Annotated in this window: 25 protein-coding genes; 13 read left to right on the top strand and 12 right to left on the bottom strand. The window is 57.2% G+C overall.

From position 1 onward, the window contains the following. Positions 1-3 precede the first annotated feature (3 nt). From mtrB to secA, 5 genes are all read left to right on the top strand, one after another. Complete coding sequence (gene mtrB / locus HMPREF9238_RS02780; protein WP_016443920.1) at positions 4-1,584, top strand: MtrAB system histidine kinase MtrB; 1,581 nt, start codon at positions 4-6, stop codon at positions 1,582-1,584. Continuing rightward, positions 1,581-3,221: an LpqB family beta-propeller domain-containing protein gene (locus tag HMPREF9238_RS02775; RefSeq protein ID WP_016443919.1), complete on the top strand. Its 1,641-nt coding sequence runs from the start codon at positions 1,581-1,583 to the stop codon at positions 3,219-3,221. The genes mtrB and HMPREF9238_RS02775 overlap by 4 nt, the downstream gene beginning before the upstream one ends. Before the next feature lie 268 nt (positions 3,222-3,489). Beyond that, positions 3,490-4,029, top strand: a complete 540-nt coding sequence (locus tag HMPREF9238_RS08555; protein WP_198009460.1) for a ComF family protein — start codon at positions 3,490-3,492, stop codon at positions 4,027-4,029. Between the two features lie 161 nt (positions 4,030-4,190). Continuing rightward, complete coding sequence (hpf, locus tag HMPREF9238_RS02765) at positions 4,191-4,847, top strand: ribosome hibernation-promoting factor, HPF/YfiA family (protein ID WP_016443917.1); 657 nt, start codon at positions 4,191-4,193, stop codon at positions 4,845-4,847. 190 nt (positions 4,848-5,037) lie between these two features. Beyond that, positions 5,038-7,869, top strand: coding sequence for a preprotein translocase subunit SecA (gene secA / locus HMPREF9238_RS02760; RefSeq protein ID WP_016443916.1), 2,832 nt, complete (start codon positions 5,038-5,040; stop codon positions 7,867-7,869). Positions 7,870-7,919: 50 nt separating this feature from the next. Here secA and HMPREF9238_RS02755 read toward each other — a convergent pair whose 3' ends face one another. Both HMPREF9238_RS02755 and HMPREF9238_RS02750 read right to left on the bottom strand, forming a co-directional pair. Next, the gene (locus HMPREF9238_RS02755; protein WP_016443915.1) at positions 7,920-8,498 is read right to left on the bottom strand and encodes an Rv3235 family protein; all 579 of its coding nucleotides are present in this window, start codon (positions 8,496-8,498) and stop codon (positions 7,920-7,922) included. Then, on the bottom strand, positions 8,498-9,412 hold the full coding sequence (locus tag HMPREF9238_RS02750; protein ID WP_016443914.1) for a LysM peptidoglycan-binding domain-containing protein: 915 nt from the start codon (positions 9,410-9,412) through the stop codon (positions 8,498-8,500). The genes HMPREF9238_RS02755 and HMPREF9238_RS02750 overlap by 1 nt, the downstream gene beginning before the upstream one ends. Before the next feature lie 120 nt (positions 9,413-9,532). Here HMPREF9238_RS02750 and HMPREF9238_RS02745 point away from each other — a divergent pair, with 120 nt between their 5' ends. Further along, complete coding sequence (locus tag HMPREF9238_RS02745) at positions 9,533-10,066, top strand: hypothetical protein (protein ID WP_016443913.1); 534 nt, start codon at positions 9,533-9,535, stop codon at positions 10,064-10,066. Positions 10,067-10,111: 45 nt separating this feature from the next. On the opposite strand, the gene HMPREF9238_RS02740 is transcribed toward HMPREF9238_RS02745, so the two are convergent. Beyond that, positions 10,112-10,321 carry a helix-turn-helix domain-containing protein gene (locus HMPREF9238_RS02740; RefSeq protein WP_016443912.1) on the bottom strand — a complete coding sequence of 70 codons (210 nt, stop codon included), beginning with the start codon at positions 10,319-10,321 and terminating at the stop codon, positions 10,112-10,114. A gap of 168 nt (positions 10,322-10,489) precedes the next feature. Here HMPREF9238_RS02740 and HMPREF9238_RS02735 point away from each other — a divergent pair, with 168 nt between their 5' ends. From HMPREF9238_RS02735 to HMPREF9238_RS02725, 3 genes are read left to right on the top strand one after another with little or no spacing between them, the layout of a single operon-like run. Continuing rightward, positions 10,490-11,104 carry a hypothetical protein gene (locus tag HMPREF9238_RS02735; RefSeq protein WP_156824374.1) on the top strand — a complete coding sequence of 205 codons (615 nt, stop codon included), beginning with the start codon at positions 10,490-10,492 and terminating at the stop codon, positions 11,102-11,104. A gap of 2 nt (positions 11,105-11,106) precedes the next feature. Then, complete coding sequence (locus HMPREF9238_RS02730) at positions 11,107-12,369, top strand: CpaE/TadZ family protein (RefSeq protein ID WP_040316453.1); 1,263 nt, start codon at positions 11,107-11,109, stop codon at positions 12,367-12,369. Between the two features lie 25 nt (positions 12,370-12,394). Next, a complete protein-coding gene (locus HMPREF9238_RS02725; protein ID WP_016443909.1) occupies positions 12,395-12,799 on the top strand; it encodes a DUF6912 family protein in 405 nt (134 codons plus the stop codon). A 34-nt stretch (positions 12,800-12,833) separates the two neighbouring features. Here the strand turns inward: HMPREF9238_RS02725 and HMPREF9238_RS02720 are convergent, their stop codons facing one another. The 3 genes from HMPREF9238_RS02720 to HMPREF9238_RS02710 are packed head-to-tail and all read right to left on the bottom strand — an operon-like array spanning position 12,834 to position 17,972. After that, positions 12,834-15,845 (bottom strand): AAA family ATPase, encoded by a 3,012-nt coding sequence (locus HMPREF9238_RS02720; RefSeq protein WP_016443908.1) that lies wholly within the window; start codon positions 15,843-15,845, stop codon positions 12,834-12,836. Beyond that, positions 15,845-17,032, bottom strand: a complete 1,188-nt coding sequence (locus tag HMPREF9238_RS02715) for an exonuclease SbcCD subunit D (protein WP_016443907.1) — start codon at positions 17,030-17,032, stop codon at positions 15,845-15,847. Before HMPREF9238_RS02715 ends, HMPREF9238_RS02720 begins: the two co-directional genes overlap by 1 nt. Before the next feature lie 34 nt (positions 17,033-17,066). Then, positions 17,067-17,972, bottom strand: coding sequence for an inositol monophosphatase family protein (locus HMPREF9238_RS02710; protein ID WP_016443906.1), 906 nt, complete (start codon positions 17,970-17,972; stop codon positions 17,067-17,069). Positions 17,973-18,030: 58 nt separating this feature from the next. On the opposite strand from HMPREF9238_RS02710, the gene HMPREF9238_RS02705 reads away from it, so the two are divergent. Continuing rightward, on the top strand, positions 18,031-18,771 hold the full coding sequence (locus tag HMPREF9238_RS02705) for a glutamine amidotransferase (RefSeq protein ID WP_016443905.1): 741 nt from the start codon (positions 18,031-18,033) through the stop codon (positions 18,769-18,771). Here the strand turns inward: HMPREF9238_RS02705 and rsgA are convergent. Genes rsgA through HMPREF9238_RS02690 form a run of 3 tightly spaced genes read right to left on the bottom strand, consistent with a single transcriptional unit; the run spans position 18,768 to position 21,622 of the window. After that, complete coding sequence (gene rsgA, locus HMPREF9238_RS02700; protein WP_016443904.1) at positions 18,768-19,811, bottom strand: ribosome small subunit-dependent GTPase A; 1,044 nt, start codon at positions 19,809-19,811, stop codon at positions 18,768-18,770. The genes HMPREF9238_RS02705 and rsgA overlap by 4 nt on opposite strands. Continuing rightward, on the bottom strand, positions 19,804-21,123 hold the full coding sequence (gene aroA / locus HMPREF9238_RS02695; protein WP_016443903.1) for a 3-phosphoshikimate 1-carboxyvinyltransferase: 1,320 nt from the start codon (positions 21,121-21,123) through the stop codon (positions 19,804-19,806). Before aroA ends, rsgA begins: the two co-directional genes overlap by 8 nt. Then, the gene (locus tag HMPREF9238_RS02690) at positions 21,113-21,622 is read right to left on the bottom strand and encodes a DoxX family membrane protein (RefSeq protein WP_040316452.1); all 510 of its coding nucleotides are present in this window, start codon (positions 21,620-21,622) and stop codon (positions 21,113-21,115) included. The genes aroA and HMPREF9238_RS02690 overlap by 11 nt, the downstream gene beginning before the upstream one ends. Positions 21,623-21,717: 95 nt before the next feature. Here HMPREF9238_RS02690 and HMPREF9238_RS02685 point away from each other — a divergent pair, with 95 nt between their 5' ends. The 3 genes from HMPREF9238_RS02685 to HMPREF9238_RS09205 all read left to right on the top strand — a co-directional run bounded on the left by HMPREF9238_RS02685 (position 21,718) and on the right by HMPREF9238_RS09205 (position 22,774). Further along, positions 21,718-22,320, top strand: coding sequence for a sigma-70 family RNA polymerase sigma factor (locus HMPREF9238_RS02685; protein ID WP_016443901.1), 603 nt, complete (start codon positions 21,718-21,720; stop codon positions 22,318-22,320). Further along, positions 22,313-22,576, top strand: a complete 264-nt coding sequence (rsrA, locus tag HMPREF9238_RS02680; protein ID WP_016443900.1) for a mycothiol system anti-sigma-R factor — start codon at positions 22,313-22,315, stop codon at positions 22,574-22,576. Before HMPREF9238_RS02685 ends, rsrA begins: the two co-directional genes overlap by 8 nt. 123 nt (positions 22,577-22,699) lie before the next feature. Beyond that, positions 22,700-22,774 carry a 50S ribosomal protein bL37 gene (locus HMPREF9238_RS09205; protein WP_434056926.1) on the top strand — a complete coding sequence of 25 codons (75 nt, stop codon included), beginning with the start codon at positions 22,700-22,702 and terminating at the stop codon, positions 22,772-22,774. Positions 22,775-22,842: 68 nt separating this feature from the next. Here HMPREF9238_RS09205 and HMPREF9238_RS02675 read toward each other — a convergent pair whose 3' ends face one another. The 3 genes from HMPREF9238_RS02675 to HMPREF9238_RS02665 form a co-directional block, all read right to left on the bottom strand. Continuing rightward, positions 22,843-24,705 carry an ABC transporter permease gene (locus tag HMPREF9238_RS02675; protein ID WP_016443899.1) on the bottom strand — a complete coding sequence of 621 codons (1,863 nt, stop codon included), beginning with the start codon at positions 24,703-24,705 and terminating at the stop codon, positions 22,843-22,845. Positions 24,706-24,834: 129 nt separating this feature from the next. Then, positions 24,835-25,614, bottom strand: a complete 780-nt coding sequence (modA, locus tag HMPREF9238_RS02670; protein ID WP_016443898.1) for a molybdate ABC transporter substrate-binding protein — start codon at positions 25,612-25,614, stop codon at positions 24,835-24,837. Between the two features lie 19 nt (positions 25,615-25,633). Further along, entirely contained in the window at positions 25,634-26,029 is a 396-nt protein-coding gene (locus HMPREF9238_RS02665) for a TOBE domain-containing protein (protein ID WP_016443897.1), read from the bottom strand. Between the last annotated feature and the right edge of the window lie 87 nt (positions 26,030-26,116).

The following is a 26,116-nucleotide window of genomic DNA, read 5'->3' as shown; positions in this document are numbered from 1 at the left end:
CGGATGGAGGCGAGCGGCTCAAAGTTGGTGCGGGCGTTCCAAAATGCCCGCCCAATTCTCTTTATTCGCCAGTCTCTGTCGCTAAAAGTTGCAGTTGGCATGATGTTGCTCATGTTGACCCTGCTGTCTTTGCTGTTTGTGGCGGTGACGTTCCAGGTGCGCACGGAGGTGTTTGAGCAGCGGCGGGAGCAGATTCTAGATGATGCCACGGTTCGTTTAGCTCAGGCACAGTCCACGTTTGACCAGTCCACGGCCACAACTCCGGACCAGGTTCAAGATCTTGCGCATAAACTGATTTCTTCATTGCGCTCCTCCGCTACGGGGGCGGGCGCGGTCGGCACGATGCTACTTCGCGCTCCCAGTGCTTCAGCAACGTTTGCGATTAACGACCTCATTGATCGAAATGTGATTGATGCGCTCACGCCGCAGATGCGCCAAATGACGGCTGACGGTGGCGGCCCGTACTATCAGTCCGTTGAGATAGATAACGGCGTGGGCAAGCCCAGTCCGGGCATCATTGTGGGCGATATCGTAACGCTTCCGCTAGCCGGGGAGTACGAGCTGTACACCGTGTATTCGCTCAGTGACGATCAGGCAACTATTTCAATGCTCATGCGCACGCTCGTGATCGGCGCAGTTCCGGTGATTTTGCTGTTTGGCGCGGGCCTTATTTACATGATTTATCGTCTTCTGCGGCCGGTGCGGAGAACGGCGGAGGCGGCCACGCAGCTAGCTGACGGTGATTTGAGCGTGCGCGTGGACGCCGACGGTGTGGATGAGATGTCGCAGCTAGGGCGCGCGTTTAACAATATGGCATCCTCTCTGGCAAATAAGATCGCGGAATACGACGAGCTGTCAAAGCTGGAGCAACGTTTCGTGTCGGATGTTTCTCATGAGCTACGCACGCCTTTGACCACAATTCGTATGGCCGAAGAGATGCTGTACGACAGTCGTGACGAGTTTGACCCGATTTCTGCCCGGTCAGCGGAGTTGCTTCATCAGCAGGTGGACCGATTTGAGAAGATGCTGGCCGACCTGTTGGAGATTTCGCGGTACGATTCGAAGTCCGCTTCCCTCGAACTTGATGACGTGAATTTCGCGGAGCTAGCGCAAAAGGTAGTGGATGCGAACCGCGCGCTCGCGGAAAAGCTGGGCGTGCAGGTAGAGGTTATTCCTGGCGAAGGTAGGAATGTGGCCGAGGCGGATAGCCGCCGAATGGAGCGGGTGTTGCGCAATTTCTTGGTCAATGCGATTGAGCATGCTGAGGGCGGGCCAGTGCAGGTTGAGGTTGGTTCGGATCCGGATGCCACGTCGGTGCGGGTGCGTGACTATGGTGTTGGTTTGGATGACGAGACGCGCGCACACGTGTTCGAACGCTTTTATCGTGCGGATCCGGCGCGCACTCGAACAACCGGCGGCACCGGCTTGGGCTTGTCCATTGCGCACGAGGACGTGGCTTTGCATGGCGGCAAGATTGAGGTTTATGGGCAGCCGGGCCGGGGGGCGGCATTCATGGTAACGATTCCGCGCCGCCAGGGAGTTGAGATATCGCAAACTCCTTTGCAGCTGTGGGAGGAGTCATGAGGCGAAAGGCTTTATCTCTGGCCGTGGCTTGCGCGCTGGTGCTTGCGGGCTGTTCTTCGCTACCGTCTTCAGGGCCGGTTACGAGTTTTGAGCGGGATATTCCCGATGCGGAGTCGCTGGTTTTGAAGGGTTACGGCCCGGTTGCAGGGTCCGCTCCCGATATTTTGGTGCGCGATTTTTTGCGCGCTTCAGCGGCAGGATTGTCGGATGATTTTCAGGTGGCACGCTCGTATTTGACGGATCGAGCGAAAGCCGCGTGGCGTCCGGAGTCGCAGGTGCAGATCTATTCGGATGACCAAACTCCGCTTGTGACGGGAGATGGAAATACGGTGTCGGTCTCGGTGGGGGTTGGTGCCGTAGTGACTCCAGATGGCAGTTATGAGGGGCAGGCAACAGCGGCCAAGACGACGTTGGAATATAAGCTCACGTCTAATGCACAGGGGCAGTGGCGCATTGATGAGCTCCCCGATGGCGTGCTTTTGTCCCAGTCATCTTTCCATGCCGTTTACACGCAGGTTTCGGTGTACTTCCTCGCCCCTGACTATCGGGCGTTGGTACCGGATCGGCGGTGGTATCCGCTTCGCCGCCTCGAGTCGCATTTGATGCAGGCGCTCATCGAGGGGCCTTCCAGTGACATCGCTCCGGCTGTGGTTTCTGCGATTCCTGAAGGTGCGCGTTTACCTCTTCAACAGGTTTCTGTGACGGCCGGTACTGCGGATGTGGAACTGGAAGGGGAGTACCTGGTCAGCCCAGACCAGCAGGAGGCTTTGAAATGGCAGGTAACGTCGACGCTTGCCCAGGTGCCGGGCGTGACCGAGGTGCGGGTAAATAACAACGGGATGAGCTTGGACGACGTTGCGATCCCGCCCGGCCCCACGTGGGCAATGGATAAGCGCGTTGGTTTCAGCAAGGCCGGCCTTGTTCTGCGCGACAGGTCATTTACGACCGTGGTTGTTCCCGCTAGTGAGCAGCCCGGCGCGCATTCTGCTTCGGTCGGGCCCGTCGATTCAAGCCCGCTGGCGTTCATTAACGCAGATAAGCTCTTCGCTGTTCGCCCGGGTAGCAAGCCGGTGCAGATTTTGGCGGGCGAGGGGATTTCCCGCCCGTCGATAGACCGGCTGGATTGGATTTGGACGGTTGTGGGCAACGAGATTGTGGCTACGAATCCGACGGGCGATGACTCCGTAAGGATCGCGTCTCCTTGGCAGGACGGTCGCTCGTTGCAGAGTATTTCGATTTCTCCGGACGGGGCGCGCGCTTTGTTACGTCGCGATGATGATGGGTCTGGAAGCGTGTGGATGGCTGCGGTTAAGCGCAATGCGCAGGGCAAACCAGCCGGCATTGACGTGCCGCGACGGGTGGAGCTTGACGCCGCGACGGTGGTGGATATGTCGTGGGCGGGCAATACGTCGGCGTTGATTTTACAGCAGGCTAATGGGGCTGGAACGGTCACCATTTCGAGCCTTGGTTCCGTGCGCGAATCGCTTGACGCTCCGGCTGATGCGATTCGTATTTCCGGAGGGGCCACCCCGCAGGCGGTACTTCTGGATACGAAGAACGAGGTCGTTTATTCACGCTTTGGCGTATCGTGGCGCAACTCCACAACGGATCTCGTAGGAGAATCTTACCCGCATTAACCCGGTGTAAGTCTGGCTGGATCGAATGGGCGAGTTTTCCCCAGGAGTGCTATGGCTTGAGGTTTGCACATCCGCGTTAGAGCAATCGGTTACCGCCTTGTTGCCACGGTAGCATCACCCCGTGTTGGCTTTGCTAAATGAGTTAGTAAATGTCGTTGTCCCGGTTTCGTGCGCTGGTTGCGCCGCGTGGGATACGCCGCTTTGCCCCCGGTGTGCGGCGATAGCAAAACGTTGCGCCAGGGCCGGTCTCATCGAAAGCGAAATGCCGATGCGGTTAATCAGTCTTGGTGAGTATGAGGGTGCGCTACGCCGAATCATTCTCACCGCCAAGCACGATCGGGCAAACAATTTGCAAGGGTGGTTGCTGCAGGCAGGTGGATCGCTGGCCAAAGGATGGCTGACGCGTCGCACGGTGGTGGATGTTCCCCTTGCGGGCAGTCCCCTGCTAATCGTGCCGGTTCCGTCCCAGTGGACGAGGTGGTGGCGTGGCCTCATGGTTACGCCGCATATCGCTCGGGGCTTCGCCTCTCACCTTGAAGCCGAAGGGATTGACGTTATGGTTGCTCCGGTGCTGACTAAAGCCTGGGGATCAACGCAGGCTGGTAAGTCGGGCGCGCAACGGCGCGCCCGAAGTAACACTGTGAGCGCGCTGGTGGACTTGCGCGGGGCGCAGTGCATCCTCGTGGACGATGTGGTGACAACCGGAGCTACGATGCTGGCTTGCAGAAGAGCTGTGGAATACGCTGGAGGGCACTGTTTTGTGGGAGTATCCCTAGCGGATGTTCACAATTGCCGTCCGCTAAAGTGACGCTCATCACGAAGTTCGGGTAAGCTTAAATAATCAGGCAAAGCCTTTGCAAGGTTTTCGCCGCGAACGTCTGGTAGGGGGTGGTAACTAAACGCACGGCCAGGCGCGATGTGTGTCTGGCGAATCAGTTGGGATTTTTCCCTCATATTCCTGGAGGAACCATGGACATCACAGTTGTCGGACGCAATGCCGAAATCCACCCGAATTTCCGCGAGTATGTAGAAGAAAAAGTGTCAAAGGTGACGCTGTTCTACCCGCGCGCACAGCGTATTGACGTTGAGCTTACTCACGAGCCAAACCCGCGTCGAGCTGAGACCGCGGAGCGGATTGAACTTACAGTCTTTGGCAAGGGCCCAATCATTCGTGCGGAGGCATCGAGCTCGGATCGATATGCGGCAGTGGACATTGCAACCGCGAAACTGTTTGAACGCCTGCGTCGTGCCCGCGACCGTGCGAAGGATCATCGCAGGCGTTATAACGCTCCGATCGCACCGGAGCTCGGCGGAATTTATGAAGAGCCGGAGGCGGGCCAGGACGTGAAGGAGGAGCCGCCACACGATACGCTTCGTTCGGCTGAGGATCTGAAGATTGGCGAGCCCAGGGAGGAGCAGCTTGGGGATTCGCCGGTAATCGTTCGCCAAAAGCTCCACGAGGCTGAACCGATGACGGTTGATCAGGCTCTGTATCAGATGGAGCTGGTTGGCCACCCGTGGTTCTTGTTCATCGATCAAGAAACGTTGCAGCCGTGCGTGGTTTACCACCGTGAGGGCTGGACGTACGGTGTGATCCGTTTGAATACGAAGGTTGAAGCGGAATAGTTTTCCATGTGAGAAGGGCGGGGGCGAGTAGCCCTCGCCCTTTTCAATGCCGGGCGCGAGCAAGCGCGTAGTTTGTCCGGCATTGAAATAGTGGTGCGGTGATCATTTTCGTGTTCGAGCGGGTGCGGCGGCCCTGCCGCTGTCGGTCTACAATGGAAATCAACTGTGTAAGGACGACTTTTGGAGCACCGTGTCTATTATTGACAAGATCTTGAGGATGGGTGAGGGCCGAGCCCTTCGTAAGCTTGAAGCGATTGCGGATCAGGTTGATGCCCTCGAAGACGATTTTCGGAACCTCACCGATGAGGAGCTCAAGGCAAAGACGGATGAGTTTAAGCAACGCCTACAAGAGGGCGAAACGCTTGATGACTTGATGGTTGAGGCTTTTGCAACGGTTCGCGAGGCCGCTGATCGCGTGCTGGGGTTGCGCCCATTCCACGTGCAGCTGATTGGTGGCGCCGCGTTGCATAAGGGCAACATCGCGGAAATGAAAACTGGTGAAGGTAAGACGCTAGTTGCGACGTTGCCGGCTTACCTGCGCGCCTTGGATGGCAAGGGCGTGCACGTGGTGACGGTGAACGACTATTTGGCTTCCTACCAGTCGGAGCTGATGGGCCGCGTTTACCGCTTCCTTGGCCTGACGTGCGGCTGTATTTTGGTGGGGCAGACGCCCGATGAGCGTCGCAAGCAGTACAACTGTGACATCACGTACGGCACTAACAACGAGTTCGGTTTCGACTATCTGCGTGACAACATGGCGCAGGTGCCGGAAGACATGGTGCAGCGCGGTCATAACTATGTGATTGTCGATGAGGTTGACTCGATTTTGATTGACGAGGCGCGGACGCCACTCATCATTTCGGGCCCGGCGCAGGGCAATGCGGATGATTGGTACATGACGTTCGCACGCTTGGTGCGCCAGCTCGAACCTGAGGTTGATTACGAGGTTGATGAGAAGAAGCGCACTATCGGTATTCTTGAGCCGGGCATTGATAAAGTTGAGGATCAGCTCGGCATCGACAACCTGTACGACGCCGCACACACCCCTCTGATCGGCTACTTGAATAACGCGATCAAGGCCAAGGAGCTCTTCAAGCGCGATAAAGACTACATCGTGCAGGACGGCGAGGTGCTGATCGTTGATGAGCACACCGGCCGCGTGTTGCCGGGACGTCGCTATAACGAAGGTATGCACCAGGCGATCGAAGCTAAAGAGGGAGTGGAGATCAAAGCGGAGAACCAGACGCTAGCCACAATCACGTTGCAGAACTACTTCCGTCTTTACCCGGAAGGCTCGCGTGCTGGCATGACCGGTACGGCAGAGACCGAGGCGGCGGAGTTCGTATCTACTTACGGCATTGGTGTTGTGCCAATCCCGACTAACCGTCCGATGATCCGCAAGGATCAGCCAGATCTGATTTACCCCACTTTCGCGGGCAAGATGAATGCCGTCGTGGAGGACATTGCGGAGCGCCACAAGAAGGGCCAGCCTGTACTTGTTGGTACTACTTCGGTGGAAAAGTCAGAGTTGGTCTCCCAAATGTTGAAGGAACGCCGTATTCCACACGAGGTTTTGAACGCTAAACAACACGCGCGTGAGGCTGCGGTTGTGGCAATGGCGGGCCGTAAGGGCGCTGTTACAGTGGCTACGAACATGGCGGGCCGTGGTACGGACATCATGCTTGGCGGTAACGCGGAGCATATTGCACTTGCCCACATGGCTTCGGAGGGCTTGGATCCGCAGGAGGATGCGGACAAGTACAACGAGATGTGGCCAAAGGTGATGGAGTCCGCGAAAGAGGCCGTTGCGGCGGAGCACGATGAGGTTGTGGAGCTTGGCGGCCTGTACGTGCTGGGGACGGAAAGGCACGAGTCGCGCCGTATTGACAACCAGTTACGAGGCCGTTCTGGCCGTCAGGGTGACCCGGGCGAGTCGCGCTTCTACTTGTCGATGGAAGATGACTTGATGCGCCTGTTTAACGCGGGGCTTGCACAGCGCGTAATGGCTTCGGGTAGCTATCCAGAGGATTTGCCGATTGAGTCAAAGATGGTTTCAAAGTCTATCGCATCGGCGCAGGCCCAGGTTGAGGCGCGCAACTTTGAGATTCGTAAGAACGTCCTCAAGTATGACGATGTGATGACCGGCCAGCGCGAGTCTGTGTACGGTGAGCGTCGCCGCGTCCTTGAGGGCGAAGACATGAACCCGCAGATGAAGTTTTTCATGGAAGAGCTCGTGCGCCAGGTGGTGTCACAGTACGTGCCCTCAGATGATGAGCATGACTGGGATCTTGAGGGCCTGTATTCGACGTTGCACGAGTATTATCCGGTGGCGATTCGACCGCAGGAAATTGTAGATGCCGTAGGCGAAGCTTCAGGTGTTTCGGCTGAGGATTTCGTGTTTGAGTACGTGTCGGACATTCATAATGAGTACGACAAGATCTCTGAGAAGGTGGCTGTGAACCCGCTAGCTACGGCGCAGCTGGGGGAGGAGCCGATGCGGGCGTTGGAGCGCCGCGTTGTGCTTGCCTCAGTGGATAAACTGTGGCGCGAGCACCTGTACGAGATGGATTACCTGAAGGAAGGTATCGGCCTTCGCGCTATGGGGCAACGGGATCCGCTGGTTGAGTACGGGTCTGAGGGCGCGCAGATGTTCCAATCGATGATGGAACGGATTCGGGAGGAGGCGGTGAAGCTTGCTTTCTCGTTTGCCGGCCAGTTCGAGCTTGCATTGCAACAGCAGGAGGAGAAGCTTGATGCGGCGAGGGCTGCTGAGGTTGCCCGTCAGGCGAAGGTTTTGACTCAGCCTAAGAGTGACAATGTGATGGGCGATGTGGGTCGTTCTCACTTTGGAAAGATGCAAATGTCTGGTCCGGCTGGGGCAGGGGATGCTGATGGGATCCCAGACGAAGGTTCTGCTTTCCGCCCGGCAGGTCGCAGCAAGGCTCCTGTGGCGCGTGAAGGTGGGGCGCAACCTGCTATGAACCGCGCGCAGCGCAGGGCGCAAAAACGTAAGCGCCGCTAACCGCGTTGTAAGTATTACCCGCCACCTGTTTGCAGGTGGCGGGCGTTCTTTTACAGGATCTCTAGGGCGGTTGCTACCCATTGCCTCCTTCGTGCTTCTAGGCGGATGGCGACGGCTCTTGTCGTTTCCCCTTTAACCACTACGTGCGTGGTTTCTGCAATGGATTCGTTGACGAGGCACACCCGAGAAGACAGGGCTTTTGTTCTCGGTGAGCGTCCAGCTGGCCCATCTAGTCTGGCAGCGAGGGCAACTTTTCGTTCGATGGCCTCGTAGAGGTCGGGGCTCACGAAGCGCTCTAGTGCGCTGGGGTATTTTTGGCCGCTGAGCGTTTCGACGATTGCGAGTGCGAGGGCGCGGCTCCAGCTGCGCGCGTCAGGTAGCTGTTCTGCTCTGCCTACAACCTCGATGTCGGCCTGGGTTTTTGAATAGTCCCAAGAGGAATCGATTATTGCCCAGTGACGTCCTACAGGCGCGGGTTTAGGAAGAACTCCGTTCAGTGCTCTAACTGGATTGGGGGCGCGCTTGATTGTGATCTCGCGCGGGCGTTTCGCGGGGCTTTTGCCGCCCTCTAAAGTGCGTAGCTTGACCGGTTCGTAAACGGGTTCGAGGGTTGCGAGTGCTGTAGACATTAGAGGTCCTCCCCAGGCAAGGTCAGCGTCATTCCCGGATAAATCAGATCGGGATTACCGCCGATAACGGATTTGTTGAGGTTGTAGATTCGTTGCCACCCGACAGCGATTTTGGTTGGCTCACTGGTTTGCAGATGAATTGAGGCAATGCTCCATAGGGAGTCCCCAGCCCGCACGACATATTGAATATTTGTGGGATTTCCCGGATCGGGCTGCTCAACTGGCGCATCTTCGAGGCTGTCTGCTTGTGTTGAGACGCCGGTGGTCGAGGCAGTGGAAGCGTCCTTTGGGACGGGCTCAGGTGGGAAGGTAAGCTGCATCGTTTGGTTGGTGTCCGCCGGTGTTTCCGGTTGGGGAGTTGTCGATTGGGGAGCCGGTGAAGCCGGTGTGGATGGGGCAGATAGCGTGAGATCAGAAGGCACAGTCGTTTCAGAGGGGGCCGGCTCTTGGGTTGATACGGCTTGCCAGCCCAGGTTGTCTTGAATCGTTGCTGGCGCAGGTGCGAACGCTGCTGTGGTGGTCACTATGAGGGATGCAGATAGCGCAAGCGTTGCGACCCGCTTCTTAAGCAAAGATCGAACTAGAGGGCTGGAAGTGTTTACCACGAGTTCGAGCAGACGATTAACAGGTGTTCCGCGCTTGGCTAATGCGAGAAGGGTCTCGGCAAGCAGCAGGGAAGCGAGGCTCCATAGTGACAGAGCAGCGACCGTAAAACCTGCGACTGCGGTGAAAAGTGGAAGGGCCAGCGTATTAGGACTCAAAGAACTGTACAAGAGCGCATTCGCATCGGTGTGGAGTAGGCGCATCGTGCTCGCATTGTCGATCGCAATCGAGAGGGCGGCGAACGCGGTCACAGCAAATGCGGCGCCGCCGGCAAGAGCGATACCTGCGCTACCGCTTGAGTTTCGATTCAACCTTATTGTTTCCGATCCGTTTCAGTTCGTATTAGTTCATGTGGATTGATGTTCGCATGGGAGTGTGATGGGTGTCAATAGCATTTCGAAAAATGGTGGAAAACCCGTTGCCCAGCCTCGATGTGTTTCAATCAGGAGATGGATTTCGAACAGATAATTGCGGGTCTTGCCCAAGAGTTCGTTGGTGAACAGGTGGCGCAAAGTCGTGAAGAGGTGGCGGAGCTTGCCGAGGCTGAACTGGTTTCAGCAGGGCTGTCAGATAGGTTGCGAGCCGCAGAAAACCTTGAAGTTAGTGTTTTTTCTCCCTTCGGTGCCAGTGCAAAAGGGAGAGTGATTCGATCCAACCCAGCATGGGTACTGCTTGAAGATGGGGGAGTGCAAGAGCTCGTCTCTACTGCTTCAATCGCGGTTGTTGAAAGTCTTGCAAGAGTGGCGCCAGAGCCGAGTCTTATAGAAAAGCGTCTGGGGTTATCCGCGATATTGCGGCAAATTATGCGCCAGCGTCGGCGCGTGGCGGTGCAGGTTGGGGATACCTCACTAAGTGGCTTTATAGTTTCGGTCTACATGGATCACATTGATATAGGGCACGAGGCAGGCGTGTCATCGGTATCGCTCAGTCACCTGTTTAGCATCCGGCTGTTGCCCGGATTCTAGAGAATCTAGAGGTTTCGAGGGCCTACTTAGCGCCGGCCCAGCAGTCTAGATTTTGCCCGATTCGATGCGTTCGCGGGTGGCTGCATATTGGCGCTCTATGTAGCGTTCAAGCTCGGAGGCTTCGATCCGCCACGTTCGTTTTCCACCCACTTGAATGGCCGGTAGTTCGCCCGAAGATAAGAGGGCACGCGTTGCCGATTGAGAAAGGTTGAGGGTTTCGGCAACGTCTGCGATGGTTAAAAATCTTTGGCTCATGCCAGTATTGTCTCACTTCGTTGCGGTTGTGAACACTTCGCGCGAGAGATTGTGGAAAACGGATGCGTATTCGTCTCGCAAAGTGCTGTTGTTGGGCGTGATCTTCCTAATCGAGACGAAACTGTGGATATCTTCCCCAATGGGGGGAAATTCCTGCATCATTATTTCGTGTCAAAAGCATTACCAAGAGCGCGTCGCTCACACGTGTTTACCGATCCCCGGTTTCTGCTCGGAGTTGCCCTGATTGTAGTGTCCATCGTTGCCACTACCGCGATGGTGCAAAAAGCGCGTGGAGGAGAGAGCGTTTATCAGTTGAACGCCCCGATTGCGCAGGGCCAACCCATTGAAGCGTCGGCGCTTTCAATAGTGTCTGCTCGGACGGGATCAACAGCGTATTTAGAAGCCGGCGCTTTGCCGGAGGGGGCCGTGGCAACTCGCACTCTCAGTGCGGGCGAGTTGTTGCCACGTGATGCGGTTGCAAGCGCAGCCTCGTTGGAACGCAGGCAGGTGGTGATTAACGTTGCTACGCGCATCCCCTCGTCTGTGTCTGTCGGTTCTACGGTAGAGGTGTGGGCGGTGGATTCGCCGGATACGCCGTTAAGTAGTCAAACGGAGCCAAGGATGATCGCCTCCTCGGCCATAATCCTGTCGATTTCAGAGCCGGATACTACCCTCGTTAATCGCGCGTTAAGTGTTGAGATTTCGGTGCCCGAGGCGGACTTGGATACCGTGCTCGCGGCAGCGGGGTCTAAGAGCTCCCTGATTGTGGTTCCTGCGGGGTAGTGATGGCGGTCAAGGGAGTAATTGTTTGGCTCGACGAGCCATTCGAAACGGAACTTATCCGCGAGCTCAACGCGCAGTCTTCGAAGTTTTCGGTGCAACGTAGGTGCGCGGATTTAGCGGAAACGCGAGCTTGTGTGCGGGCCGGGCTCGGCTCGGTTGTAGTGGCCCAAGGTGGCGCTCCCGGGTTGGATCGCACTGTTGTGGACGAGTTTCATGAGGCCAGCGTTTTTGTGTTGCTGGTGGTTGATGATCCGATTACGGCCGTTTCCATTGGGGAGGATGCGCGCTGTGATGCATCCAGTGCCCAGTTTGTTGTGGATACCCTTACGATGGGTATTCAAAACTGGATGATGGGGCAAGACAGCCAGGTGCTCTCAGCTCCTCCGATGCCCCCGGATATGGCTGATTATCGAGGTCGTTTGATAGCTGTTTGGGGCACATCTGGCGCACCGGGCCGTTCCACAGTGGCATCAAATTTGGCTCATGCACTGGCTCTCGCGGGGCGTGAGGTAACGTTGGTTGATGCTGATGCGCACGCTCCCTCACTTGCCTTCATGCTTGGATTTGACGCGCCACAGTCGGGCCTTTTGGCGGCTTCAAACTTGCGTAATCAGGGGGAGCTAAGTCGACTGGCTTTAGACGATGAACGTTTGCTGGTAGATGAGCGTTTTCATCTGCTTTCGGGTCTTACTCGCGCTGATAAGTGGAGGATGCTACGCGCTGAGGTCGTTGCGGACGTGTTGCGCGAGCTTCGCAAGCTAGGCGATGTGGTTGTGGATTTGGCTGACGGTCTTGCTGATGATGATCCTTCGCAGCTAACTTTTGTGCCCACACCGCAGGACATCAACCGCACGATTTTAGAAGATGCCGATGTGGTTTTGGTTGTGGCTCGAGGCGATGCGGTTGGTTTGACGCGGCTTACTCACACTTTGTTTGAGGCTGAGGAGGCTGGGGTGCGTCCGGATGTTTTGGTGGTGAATCGGACTCGCGCTGCGGGTACGGGCGGTTCGGTAAGTCGCCCGATTGACACGGTGCTTGCTTCCGTGGCTCCCGTGACGCCGCGAGTGGTGATAGAGGATAGTACGGATGTGGATGAAGCCGTGCTTTCTGCGGTCACGGTTATGGCATCGGGAGAGTCCAAGTTCGCAGATGGGATAGGTCAGATTATTGATTTGATCGGCACCGGGGAAGAGGGCGTTCCCCTGCGAAAGCGCAGTAGGCACAAGTCGAAGCGGTCTGGGTTCAAGTTGTTTGGTCGCAAATAGTTTGCGCCTGTTTTAAACTCGTTTTATGCGCTGTTTCTTGCCTTTGGTGGCTTCTGAACTTTGTGGGGACCTTCCTGTTCGCGAGTTGGTGACTCCATCTACTGGGGCAACTTCGGCGGAGGAGCGGGAGTGGTTTGAGTATGAGGCCGCAGTGGCGGCTTCTTTGATTTCGCTGGAGCTCGTACGTGATTTGGAGGAGCCTACACAAAGGCGCATCGTGGTGGCCCTTGAGGGAGATCCGGTGTGGGAGAACGTGGAGGCTATCTTGGTAGATGGCCTTGAGGCCGAGCCACTCGTGCGCCGTGCGTGCGCGGCCAGAACGCAGGAGGAAGCGGACGAGGTGGTGGAAGAGCTCCTGGACGCTCTCTTAGAATGGTTTGACGTCAGTGAGCGCGTTCAACTGTGTCAAGCACTGAATTCGCACAACTAGCGTGCGCATTTAAGTCGCGTTTGCATCCATTGAGCTAGTTCCCGGCGTGGATGATGAGTGTGGATCCTTTCGGTTTTGCATGTTTGATTTCAATGCCGTCACTGATGCGTTGTTGCATTTCAGCTACGTGAGACACAACGCCAACGGTTCGCCCCGAATCGCGTAAGCGCTGCAGACCAATCATGACTTTATCTAGCGCGTCTTGGTCCAGCGAGCCAAATCCCTCGTCAATGAGCATGGATTTGAGGTCCAGGCCGCCAGCTTCAGACGAGATTACTTCCACCAGGCCAAGGGCAAGCGCGAGTGAGGAATAGAAGGTTTCGCCTCCAGATAGTGAAGCCGGGGAGCGCTCCATGTCTGTGTTGAGGTCAATGACTGCCAGGCCCAGGCCGGCTTGCTGACGGCGTTTGGAGGCGTCTAGGCTGACGCGGCGTAGCTGGTAGCGTCCGGTGGAGAACCTCTCCAAGTAGGGGTTGGCCGCCTCGAGTACGCGTTCAAATTGTCGCATTATGACCCAAGTGTCAAAGGGGATGGGGGTGCCATCTTCTAGCCGAGCTCCCTGCGCAAGCTCAGCGAGAAGTCGGATTGGTCCCGATTCCTTTTCCAGGGTCTGTAGGTTTTCTATCCCCGCTCTGAGTTTGCTCACTTGATTAACGTGTTGGGAGTAAGCGTTTTGTGCCAGAGCGCATGCATTGGCTGCTTCGTTGTGGCTGTGGCGAAGGCGGGCTAGGGTGCCGGATAGGGGCTTGGGGTATTGGGTGCGTACGAGCCCGGAGCTCAGGGTTTGGTCAATATCTAAAATGGCTTGGTGTTTGGCCAGGTTGTAGGCAGAAATTTGTTCTTCTAGTGCGCTGATCTTGTCCGGGGGTAGCAGCGCGGACGTGACTTCACTGGCGGAGTTGAAAGTACTGTTAGCGAGGGCGTCAGCCAGTATCCTAACCGCCTCGGCGTGGCGCTCACGGGCGTCCTCGAACGCGGTGATTGCCTTGATCACGCGGCGAATCTGGTCTTGCCTGATGGTGATCTTCTCGCGGCGTTCGGCTACAGATGTGAAGGATCCGCGCGCCTGTTCTACCAGTTGGGTAAGGCGCCGAATTTCCGCAGTCTTGTTTTCAACGTCTTTGGTATTCGCCGCAATTTTGGCTTGGTCGCTCGCAATTTGAGCTTTGTATTCTTCAACATGTTCGCGGGATTCAGCAAGATTTTTGCGCAGTTGGCTGGCGGTTTCTCCCGCATGTTTGGCAGCCGCAACTTGCGCGTCAATCTCGTCATACGTGATCTGCAGTGACGCGGTATCGGCGCCGGCTTTCTGATTGAGTTCTTTGATGGTTTCAACGGTGCGCTGGTGGCTCTGCCTGGTTGCCTCTAGGGCCGCATCAATTTGAGTGACGAGGGCTCGGGCTTCGTCAAGATCTTCGCGCAAAACGTCGGTGGGCGCGCCCTCGTACGGGTGCGGATGGGTGGTGGCCCCGCAAACGATGCATTCTTCTCCGTCTACGAGTTTCGCAGCAAGCTCGAGAGCAGAGTTGTTAATCCACTTTGCGGCAAGGTCTTGAGCCTGGGCGCGAGCTTGCTCCAGTTCTCGCGCTTTGTGTCCAATCTCTTCGGAGCTTTCAAGCAGACGTGTGCGTTCTTTGTCAGCGCTCTTGGATGCTTCTAACCGTAGCAAAAGCTCATTCTTTTGGTCGGCGAGGGCGCCGTATGTGAGTCCTTGTTGATCCAGCAACGCTATAGCGGTTTCAAGCTTTTGTTCAACCTCTAAGAATTCGTCAATTTTGGCGCGGTGGCCCGATGCTGACTGTTCCAGGTCACCGATAGTCGCGTGAAGCTGTTCAACTTGCGCGCATAGCTGTTCTAACTGCTCGATGTTCTGCTCGGTTTTTTCCAGTCGAGTTAGGTCGCGGGTGAGTTCCTCATCTCGCTCGCGAATTTCCTCCCAAGGCAGAGCATCCAGGGCTCCAAACGCGGTTTCACGCAGGTCTGCATCGGCCTCATCAATCACGTCAATGCGGGAACACGCGTCCGTTTTCGCCTGTTCGAGGGCGCTAATAGCGCGTTCTTGAGAAAGCAGATCCGCATTGAGAGCGAGTGCTGCGCGCGCGTGCTTTAGGTGGGCTTCGCGCTGATTGTGTTCGTCCGCAGTTTCCTCGAGAGCAGCGAGATGCTCGGTTGCGGCTTTCCAACGAAGTGTGGTTGCTTGAACTCTTTGACGTTCAGCTTCAGTAGCTTCCATTTCACGCACGTCTACAATGGCACGCTCCAGACGTTCTTCGGCCCGTGTTGCTTTGGCCTCGAGCTCGTTAGAAATAGTCAGAGCGTAACCAATCGCCTCTGCGTAGTCACCTAATCTGAGGGCCGCCCCGGCTTCTTCGCTGATCTGGGCGGCCTGGAAAGCCACGGCGTTGCGCTGCTCGTCAAACTCGGCTCGCGCCGCTTTGGACTGCAGACTTAAGGATTCACTGAAGCGGCGAAAGTGCTGTGTGCCAAAGATATCTTCGAGAACATCTTTGCGCTCTGCGGGGCTGGAGTGGATGAAGTCTGCGAACTTCCCCTGGGGTAAAACTACGGTTTGGAGGAATTGGTCTCGCCCCAGGCCAACGACGCGCGTGATCTCGGCGGTCACCGCGCTCGCCCGGGTTGCTACCTCTTCACCCGTTCCAGCGAACGGGTCTGTAGCAGGATTGTAGTTGGCGTCGAGTTTAACCAGCGTGGCACTCGCGGGCGTTGCGGTCTTGTTGCCCTCTTTGACGTAGGCTGGGCGCCTGGTGACTTCGAACGCGCCGTGTGAAGTTTCAAAACGCAATCGCACAAACGTATCGGTGTTGCGGCTGGCAAAGTTGGAACGCAAACGATCGCGCGTTGAGGTCTGCCCGCCCGCAACATCACCATAGAGGGCGAACGTGATGGCATCGATAATGGTTGATTTCCCCGATCCGGTTTGTCCGCGCAGGAGGTACAGGCCGGATGGTTCGAACCGGGTGAAGTCGATCTGGTGGTGTCCGGCGAAGGGGCCGAGGGCTTGAAACTCCAAGGTTAGCAGTCGCATTATTCCACCTCCTGCAAAACGGTTTCCCACGTTTGCGCAATAATGTCGCGCTCCTCGGGTAACACTTCGCGTCCCAGGGCGATCTCAAAGAACTCTTCGGCCAGCTCCTGCGGCGTTTTCTTCTCAATGACCGCTACCGATCCTTCGATTTGTGAGGCCGGAGGGGTGTGCCGAATCAAAAGGGCGTTTGGGTAACACGCTTTAATCCGCTCGTGAAGATGCTCGGGCCTGGTGAGGTCAGTAACCTCAACGTGGGCGAATCCGGTTTGTGCCCATCTGGGCACATCTCGCGTGAGCTCCGCAATGGTACCGCGAATCTGGTGCAGTGAATATGGTTGCGGTACGGGTACGGTTCGCAGGTCAATACCGCCGTTTTCAATCTCAAGGATAGTAGTGGACTTTAGGTCGCGTGCTTCTGAGAATGAAAAGGGTAGGGGAGAGCCGCTGTAGCGGATGATTGGCCCATCTGTATTTGCCTGCTGTGGCCGATGCAGGTGGCCGGCCGCAACGTAGGAGAGGCCGCGTGAACGCGGCTGATCCGCCCCCATTGTTCTAAACGTTGCGGGCGTAACTGACTGCGAGCCGCCGACGGAAATATCGCGCTCAGACTCACTGGTTTCAGATCCGGCCACGAATGCGTGAATCATCGCGATACCCATGCCTTCACGCTGAGCAAGGTCGGCGTCTACTCGCCGCAAGGCGGCCTCCATAACGGCTTGGTGGCTACGGGCAAGACTGGTGAGTACTCCCGCGTCATCAACCTCGTCGGAAAGGCTAACGCGCGCTATATCGGGCTCCAAGTAGGGCACGGGGTAGATGTTTGCTACCTCAGATCCACTTCGGATCACGATGGGGCTCCCAACGTCTGCTGCGCGTGAAACGATGCGTAGCCGCTGGGTGTACAGTCCCGATCCAAACCCGAGTCTGGCCGCAGAATCGTGATTACCCGGAATCATGATGACCTGAGTTAGCTCAATGAGGCGCTGCAATGCGTCTTCGAGCATGTTCATAGACGAGGTCGGGGCAATCGCGCGATCGTAGACATCCCCGGCAAGAAGCAGCGCATCGGGCTTTTCAAAGCGCACTAAATCGACCATATGGTCAAGAAACTGTGCCTGAAACCCCTCCAGCGACTGCTTGTGTAGCGTCTTGCCCAGGTGCCAATCTGCGGTGTGAATTAACTTCATGCCTACAGGTTAGCGAACGGTACGGACAAAAATTTTACCGCCCCTCTTCCCAAGCCAGGATTTGTAGCACTTCGTCGTGTAGCAGGCTGTTGGTTGCAACTCCGGTGCCACCCCATGGGCCGTCCTCGCCTAGCAAAGAGGTGAAGCGGCCTCCAGCCTCGGTAACGATGGGCACAAGAGCGGCCATGTCGTAGGTTTCTAGCTCCGGTTCCGCCGCAACATCACACACTCCTTCGGCCACCATCATGTAAGACCAAAAATCGCCGTAAGCGCGTGTTCGCCACATACGATCAGCTAGATCCAAGAAGTGATCTAACCTGCCGCGCTCTTTCCATCCCGATAGTGAAGAGTAGGAGAGCGACGCGTCCTCAAACCGGTTAATGGTAGACACGTGGATGCGCTGGCCGGCGCTCGTGTAATCGAACGCGCCTGGCTGGGGCAAATCGGCGCAATCACCATCGCCGTCGCAACAGCTCGAAGATTTCCGTAGCGCTTGCTGGACTCCCACGTAAGCGCCGAGGCCCTTGCCCGCCCACCAGCGTCTGCCAAGGGCTGGGGCGGACACCACGCCAACGGTTACCTCGCCGCCCTGGGCCAGGGCAATCAGCGTGGCCCACACGGGCACGCCGCGCAGGAAGTTCTTGGTGCCATCAATCGGGTCTATCACCCACTGTCGCGTAGAGCTTCCGGTAACTCCCATTTCTTCGCCAAAAATAGAGTCATTCGGACGATGGGTGGCCAGTAGCTCGCGAATCGCGGCCTCAGTAGAGCGATCGGCGTCGGTAACGGGAGATAGGTCTGCTTTGGTCGCTACCTTCAAATCATCCGATTGGAAGCGGTCCAGCGTTACCGCGTCTGCGCGATCGGCGAGGGCGTGTGCGAGCTTTAAATCTGCGGCCGTGGTCGCGCCTTGTCCACTGCTATGCAAAGTCTTTTCCATGTGTCCAAACTACCCTCGCGCGGGCGCGCGTGACCGGGTAATCCCGTAAGCTGAGCAAATGAAATCCAACGCGAAGTTCTTAATGATCACAACGCGCACTGAGCCGACGATTTTGACCTCCGAGGTCGAAATGCTGAGAAAACTTTCGAGCCTGGATGCGGGCCAGTTGGTTTGGCACCGGCTTGAGCAGAGCCCGCTCCCGCCGCTCAACCTCAATGAATGGGCCGGTGTGATCTTATGCGGCTCGCCCTTCGACTCGTTAGCGCCGATTGAGAAGAAGTCGGATGTGCAACTTCGGGTAGAGGCAGAACTTCAAGGCTTCATGGATCAATTAGTCGCTGCGGATTTCCCGTTCCTCGGCATCTGCTACGGTGTGGGCACCCTGCTTGGTCACCAGGGCGGCAAAATCTCAGAAAAGTACGGTGAATCTATTTCCGCGCCGGTAATTGAACTCACACAAACCGGCCGCGAAGATCCGATTACGCGTGGAATTCCACGCACATTCCGCGCCTACGTGGGGCATAAAGAGGCTTGTGAGGATCTGCCCGAATCCGCCACGCTACTGGCGCGCGGAGAGGCCTGCCCGATCCAGCTGTTCAAGGTGGGGAAAAACATGTACGGCACGCAGTTCCACCCCGAGCTCGATTGGCCGGCCCTCAAACTTCGCATCATCGGTTACGCCACGTCGGGCTACTACCAGCCGGGCGATCAGCAACACATCATTGACCAGTGCATAGACGCTGATGTTGCGCCCGCGCACAAGATCATTTCGAACTTTGTCGAAATGTATTCGCGCTAGTTCTCCCAGGGTTTTTCTTGCGCCACCTTCAGTGAGGCCAGGAGCCGGCGAACCGATTGTACGCGCATATCTCGAATCTCCCTGTCGTCGCCCCCATTTCGAACCCAGTCGTCGAGGGCACAGCCCGGTGAGTCCGCCCGGTGTTCGCACCCGCGCGGACATTCTTCGGTGACATCCCAAAGCTCGTCGAATGCCGCAACCACGGCATGTGGTTCAACGTGAGCGAGGCCAAATCCGCGCACACCCGGAGTATCAATAACCCAGCCGCCGCCCGGCATCGGTAGAGCCACGACGGAGGTGGAGGTGTGGCGTCCTCGCCCCGTCACTTCATTCACGTGCCCGGTAGCCCGATCCGCGTTTGGGACGATCGCGTTAATGAGCGTAGATTTGCCCACCCCGGAATGGCCAATGAGCACGGAGGTGTGCCCGGTCAGCCGGTTAATGACGTCCTGGTAACCGACGTGTGCGGGGTGGTCCGGCATCATCGAAACCGTATACGTCTCGATGCCCAGCGAGGCTGTGAACGTGGCAACATCATCGGGATCACCAAGGTCAGCTTTGGTCAGGCAGACAATGGGAGTCAGGCCCGCGTCGTAGGCGGCAACGAGGCAACGGTCAATGAAGCCGGGCCGCACGGGAGGATTGGTTTTTGCAACCACAATCACCATGATGTCGGCGTTGGCAACGATGGTACGCTCGCGGCCTTTTGACTCGGAATCCTCTGCTGAGCGCGTGAGCTCACTTTTGCGTTCGTTCACCTGCACGATGCGCGCCAGCGTGTCTTTGCCTCCCGTGAGGTCACCGGTTAGCTTGACGCTGTCTCCCACAACGATGCCGCCGCGTTCAATTTCGCGGGCTTTAACGGCGGTGATGCGCGTGCCATCCTCACTAATCACGTGGTAGCGGCCGCGGTCAACCGCAATTACGCGGCCCGTGGGGGCATCCTCGTAGCTGGGGCGCCGTTTGGTGCGCGGGCGCGAGCCTTTCCCGGGTCGTACTTTTACGCGTGGGTCGTCGGTTCCAATGTCTCGTCTAGACATTTAGCTCCAGCATTTTCGTCCATAGGTTTACAAAATCAGGCATGGTTTTCGCCACGGTTGCCACGTCATCAACGTAGATTTGTGGTGCGCGTAGACCGATGATAGCGCCAAACGTAGCCATTCGGTGATCAGCGTAGGAATGTAGAAAAACCGGTTCATCATGGTTTTCCAACCAGCCGTTTGTACCATCAATCTTGAGGTAATCCGCGCCCTCTTCAACATTCACACCCAGTTTGGCCAGTTCGGTGGCGATCGCTTTCAGCCGGTCGGTTTCGTGTCCGCGAAGGTGCCCGATTCCCGTGATCGTCGAGGGAGTGGTTGCAAACGCGCAGATTGCGGCAAGTGTAGGAACAAGTTCTCCAACCTGGGACATGTCGCCGTTAAACCCTTGAAGTTCCCCAGCGCGCAGGCACAGCGTGCCGTACACGGTGCCTTGCGGCACGAGGTTCACATCGGCACCCATCTGCCGCAAAATCGGTAACCACTCGTTGCCGGCCTGCGTGGTTTTGAGGGGCCAGTAGGGGATGCGCACGTGCCCGCCAGTAACTGCGGCCGCCGCCAGGAACGGGCCAGCGTTAGAAAGATCCGGCTCGATCACCGCGTCGCGCCCACTAATATCGCCGCGTTTAACCCGCAGCGTGCGCTCACCTGTCCAAGCAGCTTGAGCTCCGCGCAGCCGCAGTGCGGCAAGCGTCATTTCCACGTGTGGCCGCGACGGTAGTGCTCCATCTAGCTCAATCTCAATGAATTCCCTATCACTATCTAGCAGGGGGGCAACAAGCAAAAGCGCCGATAGATATTGGGAGGAGGCGGATGCATCCAAACTGATAGGACCGCGCACGCGCGCGGGGCCTTGCACGGTGAGAGGAAAGGTTTCGCTGCTCTCGTGTGTGATGATCACCCCGATGGAGCGCAACGCTTTGAGCAGGCCAGCCATCGGCCGGGCGTTGGCTTGGCTATCGGCGGTGAGGCGTACGGGCCGCGAACAGCGTGCGGCGAGCGCAGGGGTGAACCGCATGACGGTCCCCGCAAGCCCGCACTCAATGCTGATAGGAGTGGAACCAGAAACGCTTGGCATGGGCGCAATCGCCCAGTTATCCGCCCCGGTTTCCACTTGCGCGCCCAAGGAACGCAGCGCATCCACCATAAGACGCGTGTCCCGGGCACTAAGCGCCCCGCAAATAGTGGAAGGAGAAGACGCAATGGCCGACAGCACGAGTTCCCGGTTCGTTAGAGATTTCGAACCGGGAATCGTGACATCGCTATCAACAGGCTTGGTGGCCTGCGGCGTATGCCAAGGATTAGGCGTCAAATGCTTCCTTCGCGGCTTCCCACGTTTCGTTGCGCGCCCGGGTTAGAGCCAGCTGCTGTTCGCGCCAGTTCGCGAGTTGCCACGCCTTTGAAGGCTCTCCCTCGCGGTCAACCGTTGCGAGCATTAGGCCGCCCAGGGCGGCGCCGTAACGCTCCAAACCGCGCCGGTAACGCCCCCTCAGTTCATGATCTTTTGCGGTCCACACCGGATTTTGCACTAGTGCAATCGGCACGGCCGTGGCGGCCAGGACGGTTGCGCTGATGCGCGGAGCCTTACCCAGCGCAAAGCTGGTGCCAGCTAAAACCGTGACGGCGCCCAACGCGCGCGAAGCCATTTTCGCATCCGACGTGATTACTGGAGGGACACCCAGGCGCTCAAGATAAGGCGAAACTTTCTGGAACTGCTGGGCGTGTGCATCGGGGTCTTTCACCGCTGAAAGCCCGTCAATAACAAACGGCGCTGCGATTAGCGGCCTTGCAATCATCCGTAAAATTCTCATAGATCCATGTTACCTACATCTCAGCGTAAGTGGAGGTTGGAAGAAAAACGCGCGCTTCGTTGTTGCCTTAAATGATGGAGGTGCAAGTATGCTCGATGGTGATGGAGACAAAAGAACAGGTAAACGAGGCCGAACTTCGCGCGCGGTTCGAAGAAGAGGCACTACCTTTGCTAGATCAGCTGTACGGGGCGGCGTTTCGCATGACCGGTAACGAGGCAGACGCGCAAGATCTGGTGCAAGACACGTACGTGCGCGCATTCAGTTCGTTCAACACGTTCAAGCCGGGTACCAACTTGAAGGCGTGGATGTACCGCATCTTAAAGAACTCGTTCATAAACACCTACCGCAAGAACCAGCGCCGGCCCCAGCAAACCTCCGATGAGGGCGTGCAGGACTGGCAGTTGCTCGAGGCCGCAAGCCATCATCCGGTTGCGCTTGAATCTGCGGAGGCCGCCGCGCTCGACTCCCTGCCAGATGACACGGTTCGTGAAGCCCTCGAATCCCTCTCGGACACGTACCGCGAGGCCGTCCTCCTCGCCGATGTTGAAGGGTTTTCCTACAAGGAGATTGCAGAAATCATGGGCACCCCCGTTGGCACGGTAATGTCGCGCATCTACCGAGGTCGCGCACAGCTTCGAACCGCGCTCGCAGATTATGCAAAGCGCATGGGAATTGGGGTGAAGGAGGATCATGCTTAACCAAAACGATTGCGATCCTTGCGAGGAACTGAACTCCTTACTCTACGCGTATGCTGATGGCGCGTTGGAGGATGACATGACGTATCGTCTTTCAATGCACTTGGAAACTTGCGGTCACTGCGCGGATCGGGTGGATGCGGAAATGCATGTGCGGGAACTGATGCGTAAGTGTTTTGAGAGGCAAGCGCCCGCAGAGCTTCGTTCGCGAGTTGTTGCGAGCGTGCGCGTCACGCACATTACGCGGCAGTGGGACTAGTTTTAGGTTGATTTAGTCACGTTTGCGCAGTTTTCGCAGGTTTTGTGCCCGCGTGGCTGTTAAAACGTCGCGAATTGTGCGAAAATAGCAAAGCTGTTTAATGAAGTAGGTAGAGGAGTCGAAATGAGCAAGCGAGGCCGCAAGCGCAAGGCACGTCGCAAGAGCGCCGCTAACCACGGCAAGCGACCCAACTCTTAAGCAAAAGCTTCGAGGCTCCCGGATTTCCGGGAGCCTCTTTTTCTGTCTGGCTGTAGCAATCGTGGTGACTACGCCAGGGGGCTAGCTACTTTTGCGTGAAGTGTGACGTCGGTCCCCGGCTGGAGCAGGTCAGCGTTGTAGGCGTTTGTTGCAACGGATATCAATGCCCCATCCTCGCCGCTGACAATCGCGATCTCACCGGTTGGCAACAGCACGCGCCGCTGCACTTGGCCGTGGATGCCGTCAACTCCATGCCCCGATGCCACGCGGAAGTCGGAGGGGCGAACCACCAATGTATGCGCGTCTTCCGTAACGATGTTAGCGCCGGTTAGGCGCGTCAAGAATGCGGAAGTGGGGCGTTGTAGCACGTGGGTTTTGAACCCGTTTTCGCTGACCTGTCCCTCTTCTAGCGTGATGATTTGGTCGGCCATGAATGCGGCGTCGGTGAGGTCGTGAGTCACCATTACGGCGGTGGCGCCGGCCGCGCGAATACGCTCGCGAAGCACCAGGCGAAGGGGCCAAGCAACTTCAGAATCAACGGCGGCAAAAGGTTCATCCAACAGCACCAGGTCCGGGTTTACGGCAAGGGCTCGAGCGATAGCCACGCGCTGTGCTTGGCCTCCGGACAGTTCGCTGGGCAGGCGATCTTTCAGGTGCAGGCAGCCCACGGCTTCAAGCTCGGCAAGGGCGCGCTTGGTGGCGGCCTCAGAACTTAGGCCCTTGATTCGTGGCCCGAACGCCACATTTTGGCAGGCGGTGAGGTGGGGGAATAGGAGCGCCCGCTGTTCGAGCCACACAATGGTTGGGTCTGTGTCCAGGTTTAGGGTCCTACTGCCACTAGAGGGCACTAGAGTTCCGGCAATCAGTTCGATCGCAGTGGTTTTCCCCGAGCCGTTCGGGCCGACGATCGCCGTGATCGCGCCGCGCTTCAGCTGGGCATCTATGTGTACGTGTCGTTCGGCTACGCCCGCGTTGATTTCAATCCCCACAGGAGCGTTTTCCCACTGCTGTGCGGACATGTCCAGGTCGTTCAGTTCGCACATGGTTACCAACTGATTTTGACGCGCAGATTCGGGCTCCTTCCTGCGCGTAGCTTCGCGAGATTTTCGTGCAGATATCTTAGAAATAGCGCTAGTTATTGCGATTACAAGACCGGCAACTAGCAGTATTACGGTTGCGAGGGCAAGGGCGGTGGCGGTGTCGATCTCGCGTTGTAGATAGATCTCGAGGGGCAGAGTGCGGGTAACACCCTGCAGGGAGCCAGCAAAAGTGATGGTCGCGCCAAACTCTCCCAGGGCGCGCGCAAAGGTGAGCGCCGTGCCCGAAGCCATCGCTGGCACGGTGAGCGGAAGCGTGATCTCAAAGAATACGCGGGTTCGACTTGCCCCCAAATTGCTTGCCGCTTTTTCCAGGTCGCGCCCACGTGAACGTAATGCGCCTTCGAGTGAGATAACTAGGAACGGCATAGACACAAACACTTGTGCCATAACCACGGCGATAGTGCTGAAGCCGATCTCAATACCAAGTACCTGCAGGTAAGAGCCAATGAGGCCGCGCCGGCCAAATGTGACCAGCAGGGCAAGGCCGGCTACTACCGGCGGCACAACCATCGGTAGCGTGACCAGCAGGCGTAAGACGCTGCCCAAACTTGCGCGTGCTCCGTGGCTGGTGTGAGCAAGGACGTGCGCCAACGGGATGCCAAAAAGCAATGAAATGATAGTGGAGGCAAAGGTGGTTTTCAGGGATAGCCAAAGAGCGTCGCGTGCGGCTTCACCGGCCAGCAGGGAGGGGAGGTCAGCCCACTGTACCTGGGCGAACATGCCAATAAATGGCACCACCACGAAAACCAGCGCTATCGTTGCCGGAACTCCCAGCCAGGGGGCAGGGCCAGCCGCAATCTCGCGCCTGCTATTGGGGTGCTGTCTACTCAATATGCTCCACCTTTGCGCTCATTACCTATGCCTTACCAATCCGTCCCGGCACCTTGGGCTTACCTGGCCGGGTTAGCGGCGCTTGGTCCAATATGCCGGGACGGTTGTGTTAGTCAGATGTTCGCCAGATTACGGCCTGGCGAATCCGTACTGCTTCAGCAACTCCTGGCCCTCGTCAGAAAGCACAGCGTCAATAAACTTATGCGCGAGCTCGGGGGACTTGGAGTCCTTTACAACCGCGATAGGGTACTCGTTTACTCCCTTGGCATCGATGGGGATGATCTCCACATTGTCGCCGGCAGCGATCGCGTCGGTCATGTACACGAAGCCTGCATCGCCTTCGCCCGATTCGATCTTGCCGCGCACGTCGGTTACCTTCTGCTCTTCAGAAACCGGCGTGAGCTCGATTCCAGCCTCTTCAAGCACCTTGTTGGTCAGGTTACCGCAGGGTACTTCCGCATGGCACTTGATGACCTTTGCAGACTTCAAAGAGTCGTCAAGGCCCGTAACACCGCCCGGGTTTCCGGCCGGCACGATCAGCGTCAGCGTGTTCAAGGCGAACGGTTCGGGCGTGTCAACAAGGTCAGCGTCGGTTGCCTTATCCATGTTGCGCGTATCAGCGGAAGCAAACACGTCGGCCGGGGCGCCGTTCTTCAACTGATCCACGAGCGTGGAAGATCCCTCGAATGAGAAAGATACCTTGACTCCCTTATTTGCGGGTTCAAAAACTTCTTCCGCGATCTGTGGAAAAACCTTGTTCAGCGAGGCGGCAGCAAAAACGGTTAGCGCTTGCGACTCGGTTTGCGACTTGGCACCCTCCTTTTCTGCGGGAGCTGGAGAACCCGAACACGCGGCCAGCAGCATTGATGCGGCAGCGAGGGAGGCAAAAATCTTGGCTGTTTTCTTCATGTCTATCCTCATGTTGACTCTAGGGAAGGCTGATGGAGACGTTCGTGGACTTCACGCCGGCAACGGCGAGCGAGCCCACTTCGAGTTTCATCTCGCGCGCAGCCTCGGTGGATATAAGAGAAACGATTCGGAATGGGCCACAAATCATCTCGACGCGGGTCATTACCTTGTCGGAGGTGATGTCTGTGACGATGCCGGTCAGCTGGTTGCGGATGGAGTTTACCTCTGTGCCGTGCGTGGAACGCTCGTCTTTCGCCGTGATCTGGCGGATGTAGTTTACAAGGGACTTGCCGTCTATCAGAATGCGCCCATCGTCGCGCGTGCCTTTGATCGCGCCATCTTCTACCAGGCGGCGAACCGTGTCGGTGGATACGCCAAGGAGTGTAGCCACATTTGATACCCGTAAATCGTGCATATCTCGAACCATACAGTAGTAAATGCGGCGCCGCTACCGCAAGAGTGGCGCATTTGCGTTATAGGTTGGCATGATCTGCGAGGGGCC

Source organism: Gleimia europaea ACS-120-V-Col10b, from assembly GCF_000411155.1.
In the GTDB taxonomy this organism is placed as follows: domain Bacteria; phylum Actinomycetota; class Actinomycetes; order Actinomycetales; family Actinomycetaceae; genus Gleimia; species Gleimia europaea_B.
This window is presented reverse-complemented; position numbering and strand designations above follow the sequence as displayed.

Coding starts and splice junctions, on each gene's coding strand:
- hpf (WP_016443917.1), top strand. CDS start 4,191: ATGGACATCACAGTTGTCGGACGCAATGCCGAAATCCACCCGAATTTC.
- HMPREF9238_RS02755 (WP_016443915.1), bottom strand. CDS start 8,498: ATGTCTACAGCACTCGCAACCCTCGAACCCGTTTACGAACCGGTCAAG.
- HMPREF9238_RS08555 (WP_198009460.1), top strand. CDS start 3,490: ATGCGGTTAATCAGTCTTGGTGAGTATGAGGGTGCGCTACGCCGAATC.
- mtrB (WP_016443920.1), top strand. CDS start 4: ATGGAGGCGAGCGGCTCAAAGTTGGTGCGGGCGTTCCAAAATGCCCGC.
- HMPREF9238_RS02730 (WP_040316453.1), top strand. CDS start 11,107: ATGGCGGTCAAGGGAGTAATTGTTTGGCTCGACGAGCCATTCGAAACG.
- HMPREF9238_RS02740 (WP_016443912.1), bottom strand. CDS start 10,321: ATGAGCCAAAGATTTTTAACCATCGCAGACGTTGCCGAAACCCTCAAC.
- HMPREF9238_RS02715 (WP_016443907.1), bottom strand. CDS start 17,032: ATGAAGTTAATTCACACCGCAGATTGGCACCTGGGCAAGACGCTACAC.
- HMPREF9238_RS02690 (WP_040316452.1), bottom strand. CDS start 21,622: ATGAGAATTTTACGGATGATTGCAAGGCCGCTAATCGCAGCGCCGTTT.
- HMPREF9238_RS02705 (WP_016443905.1), top strand. CDS start 18,031: ATGAAATCCAACGCGAAGTTCTTAATGATCACAACGCGCACTGAGCCG.
- HMPREF9238_RS02775 (WP_016443919.1), top strand. CDS start 1,581: ATGAGGCGAAAGGCTTTATCTCTGGCCGTGGCTTGCGCGCTGGTGCTT.
- modA (WP_016443898.1), bottom strand. CDS start 25,614: ATGAAGAAAACAGCCAAGATTTTTGCCTCCCTCGCTGCCGCATCAATG.
- HMPREF9238_RS02725 (WP_016443909.1), top strand. CDS start 12,395: ATGCGCTGTTTCTTGCCTTTGGTGGCTTCTGAACTTTGTGGGGACCTT.
- HMPREF9238_RS02710 (WP_016443906.1), bottom strand. CDS start 17,972: ATGGAAAAGACTTTGCATAGCAGTGGACAAGGCGCGACCACGGCCGCA.
- rsrA (WP_016443900.1), top strand. CDS start 22,313: ATGCTTAACCAAAACGATTGCGATCCTTGCGAGGAACTGAACTCCTTA.
- HMPREF9238_RS02720 (WP_016443908.1), bottom strand. CDS start 15,845: ATGCGACTGCTAACCTTGGAGTTTCAAGCCCTCGGCCCCTTCGCCGGA.
- rsgA (WP_016443904.1), bottom strand. CDS start 19,811: ATGTCTAGACGAGACATTGGAACCGACGACCCACGCGTAAAAGTACGA.
- HMPREF9238_RS02685 (WP_016443901.1), top strand. CDS start 21,718: ATGGTGATGGAGACAAAAGAACAGGTAAACGAGGCCGAACTTCGCGCG.
- HMPREF9238_RS02665 (WP_016443897.1), bottom strand. CDS start 26,029: ATGCACGATTTACGGGTATCAAATGTGGCTACACTCCTTGGCGTATCC.
- HMPREF9238_RS02745 (WP_016443913.1), top strand. CDS start 9,533: ATGTGTTTCAATCAGGAGATGGATTTCGAACAGATAATTGCGGGTCTT.